The sequence below is a fragment of the Catenulispora sp. EB89 genome, from assembly GCF_041261445.1.
Taxonomy (GTDB): Bacteria; Actinomycetota; Actinomycetes; order Streptomycetales; family Catenulisporaceae; genus Catenulispora.
The window spans coordinates 70,179-85,836 of sequence record NZ_JBGCCU010000027.1 but is presented as its reverse complement, the minus strand read 5'-3'; the positions used below and the strand labels follow the sequence as shown (position 1 = coordinate 85,836).

At 71.5% G+C, this 15,658-nt stretch carries 11 protein-coding genes; 1 reads left to right on the top strand and 10 read right to left on the bottom strand.

Going from position 1 to position 15,658, the window contains the following annotated elements; all coding sequences use genetic code 11:
* Nucleotides 1-150: 150 nt before the first annotated feature.
* The 7 genes from ABH920_RS39975 to ABH920_RS39945 all read right to left on the bottom strand — a co-directional run bounded on the left by ABH920_RS39975 (nucleotide 151) and on the right by ABH920_RS39945 (nucleotide 8,332).
* The gene (locus ABH920_RS39975; RefSeq protein WP_370354516.1) at nucleotides 151-276 is read right to left on the bottom strand and encodes a hypothetical protein; all 126 of its coding nucleotides are present in this window, start codon (nucleotides 274-276) and stop codon (nucleotides 151-153) included.
* Between the two features lie 232 nt (nucleotides 277-508).
* Nucleotides 509-1,093 carry an ATP/GTP-binding protein gene (locus ABH920_RS39970; RefSeq protein ID WP_370354515.1) on the bottom strand — a complete coding sequence of 195 codons (585 nt, stop codon included), beginning with the start codon at nucleotides 1,091-1,093 and terminating at the stop codon, nucleotides 509-511.
* Nucleotides 1,086-1,511, bottom strand: coding sequence for a DUF742 domain-containing protein (locus tag ABH920_RS39965; protein ID WP_370354514.1), 426 nt, complete (start codon nucleotides 1,509-1,511; stop codon nucleotides 1,086-1,088). The genes ABH920_RS39970 and ABH920_RS39965 overlap by 8 nt, the downstream gene beginning before the upstream one ends.
* A complete protein-coding gene (locus ABH920_RS39960) occupies nucleotides 1,508-2,005 on the bottom strand; it encodes a roadblock/LC7 domain-containing protein (protein WP_370354513.1) in 498 nt (165 codons plus the stop codon). Before ABH920_RS39960 ends, ABH920_RS39965 begins: the two co-directional genes overlap by 4 nt.
* Before the next feature lie 13 nt (nucleotides 2,006-2,018).
* On the bottom strand, nucleotides 2,019-5,543 hold the full coding sequence (locus tag ABH920_RS39955) for an ATP-binding protein (protein WP_370354512.1): 3,525 nt from the start codon (nucleotides 5,541-5,543) through the stop codon (nucleotides 2,019-2,021).
* Nucleotides 5,540-6,727 (bottom strand): ABC transporter substrate-binding protein, encoded by a 1,188-nt coding sequence (locus ABH920_RS39950; protein WP_370354511.1) that lies wholly within the window; start codon nucleotides 6,725-6,727, stop codon nucleotides 5,540-5,542. Before ABH920_RS39950 ends, ABH920_RS39955 begins: the two co-directional genes overlap by 4 nt.
* Before the next feature lie 171 nt (nucleotides 6,728-6,898).
* Nucleotides 6,899-8,332, bottom strand: a complete 1,434-nt coding sequence (locus ABH920_RS39945) for an alanine/glycine:cation symporter family protein (RefSeq protein WP_370354510.1) — start codon at nucleotides 8,330-8,332, stop codon at nucleotides 6,899-6,901.
* Between the two features lie 191 nt (nucleotides 8,333-8,523).
* On the opposite strand from ABH920_RS39945, the gene ABH920_RS39940 reads away from it, so the two are divergent.
* Complete coding sequence (locus tag ABH920_RS39940) at nucleotides 8,524-9,447, top strand: 5'-3' exonuclease H3TH domain-containing protein (RefSeq protein WP_370354594.1); 924 nt, start codon at nucleotides 8,524-8,526, stop codon at nucleotides 9,445-9,447.
* Between the two features lie 1,403 nt (nucleotides 9,448-10,850).
* Here the strand turns inward: ABH920_RS39940 and ABH920_RS39935 are convergent.
* From ABH920_RS39935 to ABH920_RS39925, 3 genes are all read right to left on the bottom strand, one after another.
* The gene (locus tag ABH920_RS39935; RefSeq protein WP_370354509.1) at nucleotides 10,851-11,678 is read right to left on the bottom strand and encodes an alpha/beta fold hydrolase; all 828 of its coding nucleotides are present in this window, start codon (nucleotides 11,676-11,678) and stop codon (nucleotides 10,851-10,853) included.
* Between the two features lie 29 nt (nucleotides 11,679-11,707).
* Nucleotides 11,708-14,581, bottom strand: coding sequence for a DEAD/DEAH box helicase (locus ABH920_RS39930; RefSeq protein WP_370354508.1), 2,874 nt, complete (start codon nucleotides 14,579-14,581; stop codon nucleotides 11,708-11,710).
* A 64-nt stretch (nucleotides 14,582-14,645) separates the two neighbouring features.
* The gene (locus ABH920_RS39925) at nucleotides 14,646-15,602 is read right to left on the bottom strand and encodes a diacylglycerol kinase (RefSeq protein ID WP_370354507.1); all 957 of its coding nucleotides are present in this window, start codon (nucleotides 15,600-15,602) and stop codon (nucleotides 14,646-14,648) included.
* Nucleotides 15,603-15,658: the final 56 nt, after the last annotated feature.

The window sequence follows — 15,658 nt, the reverse complement described above, 5'->3', positions numbered from 1 at the left end:
TGAGGCCATGCGCGATAGGGGTGGGGCAACGGGATTTGCGATGGGATACCAGTTGTACGGTTTCGGGGGATGTGCGTATAGTGGCCGCGCTGGGGCGGCCAGGACTTCCTGGGAACTGCTCCGGCTTTTTTCTGCCTCGCGAACCTCGAATCAGACCCGCACAATCGCGCCGACCGACCCGAGGTAGTCGTAGAACCAGTCGTGCACCGCCATCCGGACCGGGTCCCGCAGCACCGCCTGGTATGCCACGTAGGACACGAGGTCGACAGCCTGCACGAGGTAGCTCTGATGAGCTTGTTGATGTGCCGGGTCCTCGATGATCCGGCGCTCAGACTTCAGATCCAGCCGCTCTGAGGTGAGCCGGAATCATCAACGTAGTACCAACGGAAGCTCATATCGGGACACTACATAGCGCCACGATCCCCCCGTTCGGGGAAAAACCATCGAACCGGGCATACCGGCCGGTTTTCCGCCCGAACGAGTGACCGAACCGCACCCAGCCCCGCGCCTAATACCCCCGAGCCCGCGTCAGAGCATGCTCCAGAACCACGATCAGCGATTCCCGCACCGAGTCGGCGCTGCGCGCGTCGAAAGCCACGACCGGGACCTCCGGGGCGACGTCCAGTGCCGAGCGCACCGCGGGCAGGGAGTGCGACAGCACGCCGTCAAAGGCGTTCACCGCTATGGCGAAGGGGGTTCCGTCGCGTTCGAAGTAGTCCACGGCGGGGAAGCACTCGTCGAGGCGGCGGGAGTCGACGACCACCAGGGCGCCGAGGGCGCCGGCGGTGACGTCCTTCCACATGAAGCCGAAGCGGTCCTGGCCCGGGGTGCCGAAGATGTACAGCTTCAGGGTGGGGTCCAGGGTCAGGCAGCCGAAGTCCATCGCGACGGTGGTGGTGGTCTTGCGGGGGGTCAGGCTGGTGTCGTCCACGCCTGCCGCCACCTCGGTGATCGCGGCTTCGGTGGTCAGCGGCTCGATCTCGCTCACCGCGCCGATGGCGGTGGTCTTGCCGACGCCGAAGCCGCCGGAGATCACCATCTTCACCGGCTGCGGGGGGCGGGTGGCGGTCGCCGTGGTGGCGGCTTCAGTCATGGCCGGGTCCGCCTGACGTGTGGATTGCGCGGAGGCCATCGATCACCCTTCTCAAGATGTCCAGATCCGAGCCGCCTGCCGCGCGGGGGACGTGGACGGTCAGCAGCTGTCGTGTGTGCAGGTCGCCGACCAGGACGCGGACCACGTTCAGGTGCAGGCGCAGCCGGGCGGCCAGTTCGGCCAGGGAGACCGGGACGCGGCAGGTCTCGATGATGGCGCGGCGCTCGAAGGCCAGGTGCGGCTCCTCCAGCTGGGCCAGCGCCTCGGGGGTGGCGACCAGCTGGGTCTCCATCGGCAGCGACTGCTCCTCGGCGACCACGCGTCCTTCGGTGAGCAGGAACGGGCGCACCGCCGAGACCTGCTCGGCGGCGTCGCCCTGCTGCTGCTCGGCGGGGCCCGCCCCGCCTGCCTCGGTCACCCCTGCCCACCGCCCGGTCTGCGCGCGGGGACGCCCATGCCGACGGTGTTCTTCAGCTCGATGATCAGCGCCGGGCTCAGGACGGCGCCGACGCGGTTGGCGAACAGCGTCATCTCGTAGGCGACGTTGGCCAGCTTGGCGTCGGCCGTGGTGACCGCGCCGAGCACGGCGCCGTTGCCGATCCGGGTGATCAGCAGGTAGCCGCCCTCCATGTCGATGATGACCTTGTTCAGCGCGCCCAGGCCGTAGTTGCCGCCGGCGCCGGCGGCCAGCGAGGTCATCCCGGAGACCACGGCGGCCAGCCGCTCGGAGGACCCCGGGTCCTGCGGGCGCGAGACGGCGATCAACAGCCCGTCAGACGACACCGCGATGGCGTCGACCACGCCGGCGGTCTCGTTGGCGAAGCGGGCGACCATCCACGTGAAGTCCGCGGCGTCGGCCGCGAGCCGCTGTTCATCGCTCTCCCACGGGGCGGCACTGTTAGAACCGATCATGAGTGTCGTCCTCCTATTGGTCTTCCCCGTCCCGCTCCGGCGTGGTCGGGCCCGCGTGGCGGGCCGCCTGCCGTCGGGTCGGAATCTGGTCGGCGCTGTCGCGGTTCGCTCGTTCCACGCCCGCTTCGAACTCCTCCAAAGCGTCCCGCACGGCCCGCGCGTCCTGCGGCTGGGCCGGTCCGTCGGCGCCCACGACCGGCATCTGGCTGGTCGGCCAGTCCGGATGCGAGGGCGTCTTGCGGACCCGGCGGGGCAGGGCCCCGTCGGCGGGCTGCGGGGTGGTGGCGCTCGGCGGCGTGACGGCGCCGGGCGGGGCAGCCGGGGCGGCCGGGGCGGAGCCGGCGGCGAACCGCGGCGGCTCCGGCGCCGGCTGGTGGGGAGGAACCATTCCAGGCGCTTCCGGAGCGGGTGCCGGCGGCGGCGCCGGGACCGTGGGCGGCCGGCGCACCGGCAGCATCCCGGTCTCCCGGCGCGGTTCGGGCACGGGCTGGTGCGGCAGGTGCTGCGTCTCGCCGCCGGCCAGCGCGCGCCGGCGGCCGAGGCCTTCGGGCGGCACGGGGGCCAGCGGACCGAGCGAGTACCGGGCTCCGGGGGCGTCCGGCGCGCCGGGCCGGCCGAGCGCGTCGAGTCCGGACGCCTGGAGCGACGAGCCGTCCGGTCCGGCGGCCGGCGGCTGGTGGGGCTGGTGGCCCGCCGGCGCCTGGGGCTGGATCGGCTGATACGAGGGTGCGGGCGAGGGTGACGCTGCCGGCGCCGGCGAAGGCGGTGCGTACTGGCCTTCGGCGGCGTTCGGGGTCCGGTCGAACTGCTGGAACGAGGGCGACTTCGACTGGCCTTCGGCAGGGTTCGCCGGGCGCTCGAAGCGTTGGAACGAGGGCTGCCCGGGCTGGCCCGGCTGGCTGTTCTGGCCGAACTCGCCTGGCTGGCCGTCAACAAATCCGGCGGCACCTTCAGCGGCTGCGGCCGCAGCTGCGGCGGCCTCGGCAGAGTCGACGGGAGCAGGCTGATACGACGGAGCCGCGTACGGCCCGGCCTGGTCGGCGGCGTATCCGGCGGGCCCGAAGGGCACAGTGGGAGCGGTGGGAGCGGCCGGCGAACCGGCAGCACTCCCCGGCGTGGCGTAAGCGTCGAACTCCGAAGTCGGCGTGGGCAGGCTGAAAGCCTCCCCCGGCTGCGACGCCCCGGGCACCCGGCGCGGCAGCCCCTCGGCCCCCGGCGGCAGCGCGGCCGCAGGGCCCGGATTCGCGCGCGGCCGCGAAGGCGGCGGCGCGTGCAACGGCTGCGCCGGCGTCAGCGGCGGCCGCCCGCGCATCTCCAGGGCCTGAGCATGGGCCTGCGCCGGGCTGGACGGCAGCGCCGGCACCCCGTTGGCGGGCGGCGCCGGCGCCGCGGCCGGCACCCCGGTCGCGGCGGCCTCGGCGGCGTCCCCGCGCGGGGCCCGCGTCGAGGCCGACTCCGTGACCGGCCCGGCCAGCAGGAATCCGGGCACGTACACCCGCGCCGTGGTCCCGCCGCCGGTGGTCGGCGACAGCTCCACGGCGGCGCCGGTGCGCACCGACAGCCGGCCCACCACGAACAGCCCCAGCACCCGGGTCGGCGCCAGGTCCAGGCGCTCGCGGCGCACCAGGCGCGCGTTCTCCTGCGCCATCTGCTCCGGGGACATGCCCATGCCGCGGTCCACGATCTCGATCACGAACCCGCGCGCGGACAGCCCGACCGCGATCTCCACCCGCTGGCTGGCCGGGGAGAACGACACCGCGTTCTCGACCAGTTCGGCGACCATCAGCGTCATGTCGCCGACCGCGGACGGCGCGACCATGGCGTCGTCCTCGGCGATCAGCACCACGCGCTGGTAGCCCTCGACCCGGCCGACGGCCGAGCGGACCACGTCGGTCAGGCGCATCGGCGAGCCGGAGATGTTCGCCTCGCGCTCGCCGGAGAGCAGGATGAGGCTGTCGGCACCGCGTTGCAGACGCACCGCGAGGTGGTCGATGCGGTAGAGCCGGTCCAGCAGCACCGGATCGGTCTCGGTGCGCTCCACCTGGTCGATGATCGAGAGCTGGCGCCCGGTGAGGTTGTGGATCCGGTGCCCTACGTTGCCGAACATCTCCGCGGTGTTGCGCCGGATGGTAACCTGCCGCTCCAGCATCAGCAGCGCGGTCTCCTGCACCTTGTTGAACGCCAGCGCCAGGTCGCCGAGCTCGTCGTCGGTGGGCACCGGGATGGCCTCGAAGTCCGGCAGCTCGCCGTTGGCGCCGAGGTCCTCGTCGGTGACGCGTTCCAGGTCGGCCGCGGCGGCCCGGGCCACCCGGGTGGCGGCCGCGGTCAGCGCCACCACCGGCTGCACCACCGAGCGCCGGATCAGCGCGGAGAGCACCATCAGCGCCCCGGCGGCCAGCACGCCGACCCCGATCAGCAGACCGACGGTGAACTCGGCCTGCCGGGCGTTGTCCCGGGCCAGGCCGATGATGCGGTCGGTGATCTGGGCCTCGGCGGCCTCGCGCTGGTTGCTCGCGGTCTCGAAGGCCGCGGTCAGCGAGGTGCGGTCGCTCAGGGTCTGGATGTCCTGCAGGTTGACCTGGGTGTTGCCGTTGACCCCGCGGACCGGGTCGAAGGCCTGGCCGTACAGGGCCTCGGCCTTGCCCTGGTAGTTCCGGAAGACCTGGGCCTGCGTGGAGTCCAGCAGCGCGGCGATGGCGTCGCGGTCGGAGGCGGCCGTGGACTGCTGCACCAGCCCGAACTGCACCTGCGCGACCTGGTCCCAGCGCAGCGCGGTGGCGTACTGCTCGCCGGCGTTGTACTCGGTGGGGCCGGAGGCGAAGGCGGTCAGCGAGGCCTCGCGCTGGCTCTCGGCCATGTCGCCGGAGTACAGCGCGGACAGCTCGGACTCCAGCGAGGCGGCCGGGCCCCCGGCGGCCGCGTGGCCGCCGAAGTCCAGGGCCGAGACCATCTGCGAGTCGATGGCGCCGTACACGGTGTCGACGAGCTGCTGGACGTGCGCCTGCAGCACATAGTTCTGCGACATGCCCTCGCTGGCCGGCAGCTCACGCACATAGCTCAGGTCGGAGACGGCGGCCAGCGCGGCCTTCAGCGTCGGCGTGGCGGTCTGGCCGAAGTCCCGGGTGACCTGGTCGACCTGGGCGTCGGTGGCCGCGATGGCGCTCTGGTACTCGCGGTCCTTGTCCGGGTCGCCGCTCATCGCCGCCTGGGCCTTGTCGCGCTCCAGCGACAGGTCCTGGATCAGCTGGCTGACGGACTTGGAGGAGGACAGGAAGTCCGCCGCCGAGTTCCACTGCCCGGCCACGTTGACCTCGTGGACCGCCACCGGGGTCATCAGCGCGGCCATGGCCACGGTGGGCAGCACGACCAGCAGGTCCATGCGGCGGCGGAACGGCAGCCGGCCGCGGAACGCCACCGGCTTGGCCGTGGCCGCGGCTGTGCTGCCGGCCGTCGTGCCGGCCGTGGTGCCGGTGTTGGCGACATCGGCGCCCGAGCCCTGCGTCACGTCCGCACCGCCTCCCTTGCCCCGAGCGGTCATTGCTGTTTGATCCGGTTCCAAGCCGCGACCCACTGCGGGTAGGACGCGCAGTCGTCGCCGGTGCCGTCCAGGCAGTGCGCGGTGGGCGTGGCCCAGTAGTAGACGTTGGCCCAGTACGACGGGTCATCGGCGTGGTACGTGGCGCAGAACCCAGGGTCGGCGGTCTTGGTGCACGCCTGGGTGTTCGCCGGGGCCTCGCCGACGTACTCCGCGACCTCGGCGTTGATCGGGGCGGAGGTGATGTAGTCCAGCCACTTGTAGGCGCAGGACAGGTTCTTCGCCGTGGAGGTGACCATCCAGGTGTCCGACCAGCCGGTGCTGCCCTCGACCGGCTTGGCGGTGGCGATGTCGGCGTGCCCGGACTTCTGCAGGCCGTTCACCACCGCCTGCCAGCCGATGCCGATGCTGTCCGCGCCCTTGGCGAAGGCGGCCTGCTGGGCCGCGGTGTTCGGCCAGTAGTCGCCGACCGCGGCGCGCTGCTTGGTCAGCAGGGCGACGGCGGCCTGGAACTGGGCCGGGTGCAGCGAGTAAGGGTCCTTGATGCCCAGCGACGGCTGGCTGTGCATGAGGTACAGCGCGGCGTCGGCGATGCTGATCGGGGAGTCGTACACCGACAGGTGGCCGGCCACCGAGGGATCGGGTTCGAACACCGCGCCCAGCGAGGTCGGCGCGGCCACCTTGTCCTTGTTGTAGATCAGGACATTGGCGCCGCGGCCCTGCGGGATGCCGTAGGGCACGCCGTTCACCGAGTTCCAGCGCTTGTTCTCCAGCGTGGTGTTGATCTGCGCGTAGCTGGGGACCTTGGAGACGTCGACCGGGGCCACGTCTCCGCTGGCTATCATCCGCAGGCTGGCGTCACCGGAGGCGGAGACCAGGTCGTAGCGGCCGGACTTGACGTCGGCGACCATCTCGTCGGAGCTGCCGGCGCTGTCGGCGTGCACGGTGCAGCCGGTCTGGTGCTCGAAGGGCTGGACCCACTGGGGCTCGGCGTAGCCGTCCCACACCACCATGTAGAGGTCGCCCTCGGAGACCGCGCCGGGCTCGGCCATCGGCACCGGCGGGGGCACGAAGGCGCCGGCGGTGCCGGATCCCGGCCCGGAGGAGCAGCCGGCGACCAGCGCCACGGCGGCGGTCACCGCGGCCAGGCGCGCCGTGATGGACCCGTATCGACGTCCAGGGGACACCGACCGCACTATCGCCATAGACCGGGGCGCTTTCTGTCACTCGTCGCTTGTCATGCCAGAGCCTTGCGTGGGGGGACACGGACGGCACGCGACCGTACGCGACGCGCTGCACACTACACGATCGCATGGTCAGTAGAGAATCAGGGAGCGTATGAAAAGGGCTGGATCCGCTCAGACCCAAACATCAGTGCGTAGGGGTTCTGGCAGGTAAGCGTTGCCGGGGGCGTGGAACGTCGGATCCACGCCGCGCGCGGCGCCCGCTTCGTAGTCACGCAGCGCCCCGAACGCCCAGCGGCCGAGCAGCGCGATCGCGGCCAGGTTCATCAAGGCCATGACGCCCATGGCGACGTCAGCGAACTCCCACACCAGCTGCAGGCTCAGCAGCGACCCCAGGCCGACCGCGGCCAGGACCACGACCCGGAAGCCCTGGACGGCGGTGCGCGAGACGCGCAGGTAGTCCAGGTTCACCTCGGCGTAGACGTAATTGCCCAGGACCGAGGAATAGGCGAACACGAAGACCATGACGGTCATCAGCCATTTGCTCCAGTCGCCGAACTGGTTCACCACGGCGGCCTGGGTGAGCGAGGCCCCGGTGGCGGCGCCGGGGTGCGCGGGGTCGTAGACGCTCCGGTCGGCGAGCATGATGATCATGGCGGTCGCGGTGCAGACGGCCAGCGTGTCGACCGCGACGCCGAGGGACTGGAGCAGGCCCTGCTTCGCCGGGTGCGTGGTGTCGGCGGTCGCGGCGGCGTTCGGCGCCGAGCCCATGCCGGCCTCGTTGGAGAACAGGCCGCGCTTGACGCCGTTCAGCATGGCGGCGGCCAGGCCGGAGGCGCCGCCGACGGCCGCCGGGCCGAAGCCGAAGGCGTCGCGGAAGATCCAGCCGAGGGCGTCGACGACGCGGGTCGGGTTGCTCGCGACGATGACCACGGCGAGCAGGAGGTAGGCGACGGCCATGACGGGCAGCACGAGGCCGGCGATCTTGGCGACCCGGCGCACCCCGCCGAACAGCGCGGGGGCGGACAGGACGACCAGGATCAGGCCGGTCCAGTGCGCGGAGACGCCGTGCGAGCCGGCCAGGACGTCGGCGACGGTGTTGGCCTGGACCATCGTGAAGGCGATGCCGAAGGTGAAGACCAGCAGGACGGCGAAGACCGCGCCGGAGCGTCGGGAGCCGAGGCCGGTCTCCATGTAGTAGGCGGGGCCGCCGCGGAAGCCGCCGCCGGGGGCGGGGCGCTTGAAGAGCTGGGCGAGGGTGGCCTCGACGAAGCCGGTGGCCATGCCGACGACGGCGACGACCCACATCCAGAAGACGGCGCCGGGGCCGCCGGCGGTCAGGGCGACGGCGACGCCGGCGATGTTGCCGGTGCCGACGCGGGAGGCCAGGCCGATGGCGAAGGCCTGGAAGGAGGAGACGCCGTTCTCGGAGTGGGTGCGGGAGGAGTCGCCGACGAGGAGTTTGAGGGCGGGCTTGAGGAGGCGGATTTGGACGGCTCGGGTGCGGACGGTGAAGTAGAGGCCGGCGCCGATGAGGAGGTAGATGAGGACGTAGGTGTACAGGAAGTGGCTGACCGGGTCGATGAACTGCTCCCTGACGAAGTCCATGGGGTGGTGATGTTCCGGGGTGGCGGGGTTGAAAGATGTTTTGGGCCGATCGGACCGGGCCGATCGGACCGGGTCGATCGGACCGGGTCGATCGGAGCGGGCCGAGGCGCGGGCCGAGGCGCGGGTTTCGGGCCGGTCAAGTCAGCGCGGCCCTCTAGGATCGGCCCATGGCGAAGAACCCCGAGCGGCTGATGGTGCTCGACACCCCGACGCTGTACTTCCGCGCCTTCTTCGGCGTCCCCGACACCATCCGCTCCCCCGACGGGATGGTGGTGAACGCGGTACGCGGCACGCTGGAGTCCGTCAGCTACCTGATCGCCACGTACAAGCCGGACCGGCTGGTGGCGTGCTTCGACGCGGACTGGCGCCCGGCGTTCCGGGTGGAGGCGATCCCGTCGTACAAGGCACACCGGGTACTGGAGGAGGCGCCGGCGGGCGAGGCGGGCGTGGACGTCGAAGAAGTCCCGGACCTGCTGAGCCCCCAGGTCCCGGTGATCGAGGCCGCGCTGGACGCCCTGGGCATCGCCCGCGCCGAGGCACCGGGCTTCGAGGCCGACGACGTGCTCGCGACCCTGGCCGAGCGCTGGGACGGCCGCGGCCCGGTGGACGTCGTGACGATGGACCGCGACCTGTACCAGCTGGTCGACGACACGCGCGAGATCCGCGTCCTGAACATCGGCAAGGGCGTGACCAAGCTTGAGCCGGTCACGGACGCGGTCCTCCGCGAGAAGTACGGCATCAGCGGCGGCGAGTACGCGGACTTCGCCGCGCTGCGCGGCGACCCGAGCGACGGCCTCCCTGGCGTCCAGGGCATCGGCGAGAAGACGGCGGCCGCACTGATCTCGCAGTACCGCGACCTGGCAGGCGTACGCGCGGCGGCGACGGACCCGGCGTCAACGCTCAAGCCGGCGCAGCGCAAGCGCATCGCGGAGGCGGTGGCCTACCTGGACGCGGCACCGACGGTGGTGCGCGTCGTGCGCGACGCACCGGTGGTGGAGCACGACGACGTGCTGCCGCGCGAGCCGAAGGACCCGGTGATGGCGACGATGCTGGCGGAGAAGTTCGGGGTGAAGGCGGCGATGGCTCGGGTGACGCGGGTGATGGCGGAGCGGTAGGGGGCGGCGCGGCGCGGTCGGGAATGGCCGGGCGGTAGAGGCGGCGCCGGACTCGCAGTGTGCGAGGTCGGCGGCGCGGTTGGGACCGGCGGTACTCGCTTGGCGGGCTGGCCGGACCGTCGTGGCGCGGGGCTCGTGGTCTGCGAGCTCGGCGGCGGCATTTTGTGGCGCTGCTGACCTATGTGTGGGTGCTGGTGGCGGCTGCGGTTTGTTTGTGGGTTGACAGTCAAAGGCGTTTTTTTACGGCTTCGCCTAAGGTTTGGTGACCTCGCTGGGGGACGCAGTTCGGTGGTGCCCCGCTGGTTGCGCTGGCGGCTGGCGGTTGTTCTTGTGCACGACCACGCACCGGTCCGAGTCACTGCGCATGCGTTGCGTAGGCGGCGATCGTCGGGCGTGGTGGGTGCCTGAAAGTCAAAAGCAGGCGCCTCCGGCGGGGGCACTCGAGACTCTGAGGGATCCCCAACCCCCCGCCTCGGCGGCGGTTCGAGTGTTGGTCACCTCGTCCCGGATCCCTCGTCGCTGACGTCGCCCTAAAGGGAACCATCCCGGCCTGGCGGGGTAAAGCCGGATCACACGCTGCTGTGGTCGGGTTTCGTTCGGCTTGACCCCGCCAGTCCGGGCTGGTTGTGCAAGCACCGCCGACAGCGACGAGGGATCCGGGACAACCCCACCTGTGGGAAGGATTCCCGCGCCCTTGGGCGCGCCACGTCACCACCCGCAGGTGTGCGCACCCGAGTGGACCATGTCCACACCACAGGCCGGGGTTGTCCCGGGTTCCCCGTCGCGTCGGCGGGCGTAGCCAAGCTGACCGGGCCGGTGGTGTCAAGTCGCATGAAACCCGACCCAAGCAGCGTGTGATCCGACTTGATACCACCGGACCGGTCTGCTTCCGTGAGGCGACGATGCGACGGGGAACCCGGGACATAGGCGACCACAAGCAGTGTCCGCCGGCAGACAGCGCGGCCCCCCTCCCCGGAGCGAGTGCCGCTCGCCGCGCAGGCGCCGCCGGAGGCCCTGCCCTTGACTTTCAGGCACCCACCACACGCGGCCGCCAGCCGCCAGACCAAACGCGTGCGCAGTGACCCGGACCCGCGCGCGGTCGTGCACATGAACAACCGCCGGCCGCCAACGCATCCCCAGGCACACCACCGAACTGCGCCACCCAGCGGATCCTTCTTAAAACCCTGCGAAGCCGTAAAAAGCTCCTAAAACCCACCAACAAACCGCACCCGTTGCACCCACCACACCCCAGCCACCCACACCCACACATCAAGCAAGGGCGCCCATTTTGTTAGGGAATTATCGCCCCTTATACGCATTTATAGCGTTGGCCACCGACAGCGCCGGCATCCCGGTGCCACAGTCCTGCGATCGTCGCGAATGCGAGGCTGCCGGGCGTCGCGTCAGCGGGTCAGTGCCGTGATCACCTGATCCCAGCTGGAGCGGGGCGGCGCCTGGTGCCCGACTCCCTCCAGCAACATCAGCTCGGCGTGCGGGATGGCGGCGGCCAGGGCTATCGCGTGCTCCTGCGGCAGCATCGGGTCGTCTGTGCCGTGGATGACGAGCGCCGGTGCCGCCACCTCGGCGAGCAGGGCCCGAAAGTCGCGCTCCGGGCGTGCCTCCTGCCTCATCGCGTTGTGGTTGCCCGCGGTGCGGAGGTCGAGGCTGCGGTCGATGATGCGGCGGGCGGTGGCGCGCGCCGAGTGCTCGTCGAAGGTGGTGCGGCCGGCGTGGATGCGGGCGCCTTGGACGAGGTGGTCGAGTGTCGCCTCTTTGTCGGCCCAGTTCGGTGTGGGCATGTGGCCGTAGGCGTCGAGTAGGCGTTGGGTCAGCGGGGGCAGGCCTGCGGGGAAGATCGGGCTGGTGGAGACCAGCGCCAGGGCGGCCACCTTGTCCGGGTGGTCCACGGCGAGGTACTGCGCGATGGTGCCGCCCATCGACATGCCGACCACGTGCGCTCGGCCGTGGGCGAAGCGGTCGATCAGTGCGGTGGCGTCGGCGAGGAGGTCGTAGAAGCTGTAGTCGGGGGCGCCTGGCGGGTAGTGCGTGGAGCGGCCGGTGTCGCGGTGGTCGTAGCGGATGACGAGGCGGCCGGTGGCGGCGAGTGCCGTGCAGAAGTCCGGGTCCCAGGTGTCCATCGAACCGCCGGCGCCGGCGATCAGGAGGATCGCCGGGCTGGCCGGTTCGCCGAATGTCTCCACACATATGTCGACGGAGTTCACCGTCGCCATGGCCTCGGTCACACCCCCGGCCGCCCGCGTCAGCCGTTCATCATCGAGTACGCGACCACGCCGCGCCGCATGCCGTCGATGGCCTCCTGGGCCGCGGCGCGTACCGTGCTCGTCTTCCCGCCGGTGGCCTTCAGCTCCGCGGCGGCGTTGGCGACCTGGCCGAGCAGGTCGATGAGCTGCTTGCACCAGCGGACGAAGTCGCCCGCGGGCATCTCCACGTCCCACAGCACCTCCTCCAGCGCCTTGCCGGAGGCCCAGTGGAACGCCGGCAGGGCGAAGCCGAGGTCCGGCTCGCGCTGGAACTCCAGGTGGTGGTCCGTCTCCAGCTCCTCCAGCTTGGCCCAGAGGCGGACCATCTCGTCCAGGGTCTTCGGGACGGCGCCGCCCGGCAGGCGGGGCGGGCCCGCGTCGTCCGCGCGGCGTGCCTCGTACACCAGCGCTGACACGCAGGCGGCGAGTTCCGGCGGGGTCAGGCCCTCCCACAGGCCGGCGCGCAGGGTCTCCGCGGTCAGCAGGTCCAGCTCGGTGTAGAGGCGGCCCAGGCGCTTGCCGATCGGGGTGACCTCGTCGCCGTCCAGGTAGCCCAGCTGCTCCAGCAGGCCGCAGACGCGGTCGAAGACCTTGGCGATGCTGTTGGTGCGCCCGGCAACGCGCCGCTCCAGCTGCTTGGTCTCGCGGTCCAGCTTGTGGAAGCGCTCGGCCCAGCGCGCGTGGTCCTCGCGGTCCTGGCAGCCGTGGCAGGGGTGCGCGCGGATCGCCTTGCGGAGGCGGCTGATCTCGGTGTCGTCCGCCGCCTCGGCGCGGTAGCGGGTCTTGCGGTACGGCGGGATCTCCTTGTCGCCGGCCTTGCTGCGCAGCACCGCCGCCAGGTCCTTGCGGGACTGCGGGGACTTGGCGTTGAAGGACTTCGGGACGCGCATGTGGTCCAGCGGCTCCGCCGGGCTCGGGAAGTCCGTCACCGACAGCCGCACGACCTGGCGGTCGACGGTCAGCACCACCGGGCGCGGGCCGTCGCCGGTCACCTGCTTCGGGCGCCCCGCGGTCGAGGCCGGTATCCCCGGGTCCAGGACCACGGCGACGCCGGCGCGCTTGCCGGCCGGGACCACGATGATGTCGCCCGGCTGGAGCTTCTCCAGGGACTCCAGGGACGCGGCACGGCGGTTCGCAGCGCCCTGACGCGACAGGTCGGCCTCGCGCTCGGAGAGCTGGCGGCGCATCGCCATGTACTCGTCGAAGTCGCCGAGGTGGCATGTTATGGCCTCGGAGTAGCCCTCCAGCGCCGTGCTGTTCTTGCGGACCTGGCGGGTCAGGCCGACGACGGCCTGGTCGGCCTGGTACTGCGCGAACGACGTCTCCAGCAGGTTGCGCGCCCGCTCCGCGCCGAACTGCCCGACCAGGTTCACGGCCATGTTGTACGACGGCTTGAACGACGAGCGCAGCGGGTACGTGCGCGTCCCGGCCAGCCCGGCCAGCGCCTTGGAGTCCAGGTCGGGGCGCCACAGCACGACCGCGTGCCCCTCGATGTCGATGCCGCGGCGGCCCGCGCGGCCGGTGAGCTGCGTGTACTCCCCGGCGGTCAGGTCGACGTGGTTCTCACCGTTCCACTTGGTCAGCGCCTCCAGGACCACGGTGCGGGCCGGCATGTTGATGCCCAGCGCCAGCGTCTCGGTCGCGAACACCGCCTTGACCAGGCCCTGGACGAAGAGCTCTTCGACGATCTCCTTGAACGTCGGCAGCATGCCCGCGTGGTGCGCGGCCACGCCGCGCTGGAGGCCGTCGAACCAGTCGTGGAAGCCCAGGACGTTGAGGTCCTCCGACGGGATCCTGCCGGTCCGCTCCAGCACGTGCGTCTTGACCCGGGCCCGCTCGTCGGAGTTCAGGAGCCTGACACCGGCGTGCAGGAACTGCTGGACGGCGGCGTCGCAGCCGGCCCGGCTGAAGATGAAGGTGATGGCCGGGAGCAGGCCCTCGCTGTCCAGCTTCTCGATCACGTCGACCCGGCTGGGCACCCAGCCGCCGCGGCCGCGCCGGTTGACCCGGCCGCGCTGGCCGCGGTTGCCGTGGTTGCCGCCACCACCGCCGCCACCGCCTCCGCCGCGCGGGCCGCCCCGCTTGTACAGGGACTCCGAGCCCTCGCGGTTCAGGCGCACGAGCTCGGGGTTGACCCGCAGTTCGCGGGCCGCCGAGATGCCGCCCTGGCCGTTGGCGCCGGGCATCGCCTCGCCGTCGGCGCCGTTGGCGAACAGGTCGAACATCCGCTTGCCGGACAGCACGTGCTGCCACAGCGGGACCGGCCGGTGCTCCCAGACGATGGACTTCGTGTCGCCGCGCACGGTGCGCAGCCAGCCGGCGAACTCCTCCACGTTCGACACCGTCGCCGACAGCGCCACCAGGCGCACCGACTCCGGCAGGTGGATGATGACCTCTTCCCAGACCGCGCCGCGGAAGCGGTCGGCGAGGTAGTGGACCTCGTCCATGACCACGTAGCCGAGTCCGGACAGGGTCCCGGAGCCGGCGTAGAGCATGTTGCGCAGCACCTCGGTCGTCATCACGACCACCGGCGCCTCGCCGTTGACCGTGTTGTCGCCGGTCAGCAGGCCGACGTTGGCCGCTCCGTGCCGGGCGACCAGGTCGGTGTACTTCTGGTTGGACAGCGCCTTGATCGGGGTGGTGTAGAAGCACTTGACGCCCTGCGCGAGGGCCAGGTGGACGGCGAACTCCCCCACGACGGTCTTGCCCGAACCGGTCGGGGCGGCGACCAGGACGCTGTCCCCGGCCTCCAGCGCGCGACAGCCCTCGATCTGGAACCCGTCGAGGTCGAAGTCGTAGCCGCCGCGGAAGCGCTGGAACTCGGAGAGGGCAGGCACATCGGGAGCCCGCAGGGGCTCAGCGGGCGATGACATGTCTCCACCCTAACCGCAAGCTTGATCGCTGCGCCTCAGGTTTGTGAGGCGGTCCGGACGGTGCTCACCCTGCGGGACGAAAGACGCGCAATGCCGCCGGCAGCGTCCGCAGCGCCACCGGCAGCGCGCCGATCCGCTCGCCGTCGGCCCAGCAGCTGACGCCCTCGGCGTGCAGCTCGATCTCGGCGGCGTGATGCACCTCGACCTTGGGGTGGTTCACGTGCCGGCCCTTGAAGACCTTCGGGAAGATCGTCAGCAGGGTCGGCTTGGAGATCTTGCGGACCTCGGTGAGCTGGAAGCGGCCGTCGTCCATGCGGGCCTCGGGGCAGATGAGCATGCCGCCGCCGTATGAGGGGCCGTTGCCGACCGCGATCAGCATGCACTCGTCCGTCAGCTCGAGGTCGTCCAGCCGGATGCCGAAGCGCGGCGCCTTGAAACGGGGCAGCTCCAGCAGCATCGACAGGTCGTAGCGGCGCTTGCCGCGCGGCCAGCGCATCTGGTTGGCCCGGTCGTTGACCTTGGAGTCCAGGCCGCAGGCCAGCACCGTGGAGAAGCGGCGGACCACCTCGGCGGAGGTGCCGGCGCCGACGGTGGCCTCGCCGAGGTCGATGCGGCCGACCTCGCCGGCGGCGATGACGCGCGCCGCGGCCTCCGGGTCCTTCAGCGGGATGCCCAGGCTGCGCGCGGTGTCGTTACCGGTGCCGGCCGGGATGATGCCGAGCACGGTCTCCGGGTGGTCGGTCAGCAACCGCAGGCCGGCCGAGACCATGCCGTCGCCGCCGACCACCACCAGGGCCGCCTCGTGGTTCTTCAGCAGCGCGTCGCTCGCCCGCTGCTCGCCGTCGTAGGCGTCGCGGCCGACGACGTCGGTCACCTCGATCCCGGCGGCCCGCAGCGCGGCCACGGCGCGCCGGCCGGCTTCGGCGCCCGCGCCCTTGGCGGACGTGGGGTTGATCAGGGCGACGACGTGTTCGGGTCTGTGTTGGCTGGAAGGGCTAGGTTGGCTGGAAGGGCTAGGCACGCGCGAACGCTAGCAGCGCGTGGCCCCGTCCGTCATGGCGCCGTGACCGGCGCGTT

Excerpts from the sequence above, each read along its gene's own strand:
- ABH920_RS39930 (WP_370354508.1), bottom strand. The coding sequence starts at position 14,581 with ATGTCATCGCCCGCTGAGCCCCTGCGGGCTCCCGATGTGCCTGCCCTC.
- ABH920_RS39955 (WP_370354512.1), bottom strand. The coding sequence starts at position 5,543 with ATGACCGCTCGGGGCAAGGGAGGCGGTGCGGACGTGACGCAGGGCTCG.
- ABH920_RS39945 (WP_370354510.1), bottom strand. The coding sequence starts at position 8,332 with ATGGACTTCGTCAGGGAGCAGTTCATCGACCCGGTCAGCCACTTCCTG.
- ABH920_RS39935 (WP_370354509.1), bottom strand. The coding sequence starts at position 11,678 with ATGGCGACGGTGAACTCCGTCGACATATGTGTGGAGACATTCGGCGAA.
- ABH920_RS39940 (WP_370354594.1), top strand. The coding sequence starts at position 8,524 with ATGGTGCTCGACACCCCGACGCTGTACTTCCGCGCCTTCTTCGGCGTC.
- ABH920_RS39970 (WP_370354515.1), bottom strand. The coding sequence starts at position 1,093 with ATGACTGAAGCCGCCACCACGGCGACCGCCACCCGCCCCCCGCAGCCG.
- ABH920_RS39960 (WP_370354513.1), bottom strand. The coding sequence starts at position 2,005 with ATGATCGGTTCTAACAGTGCCGCCCCGTGGGAGAGCGATGAACAGCGG.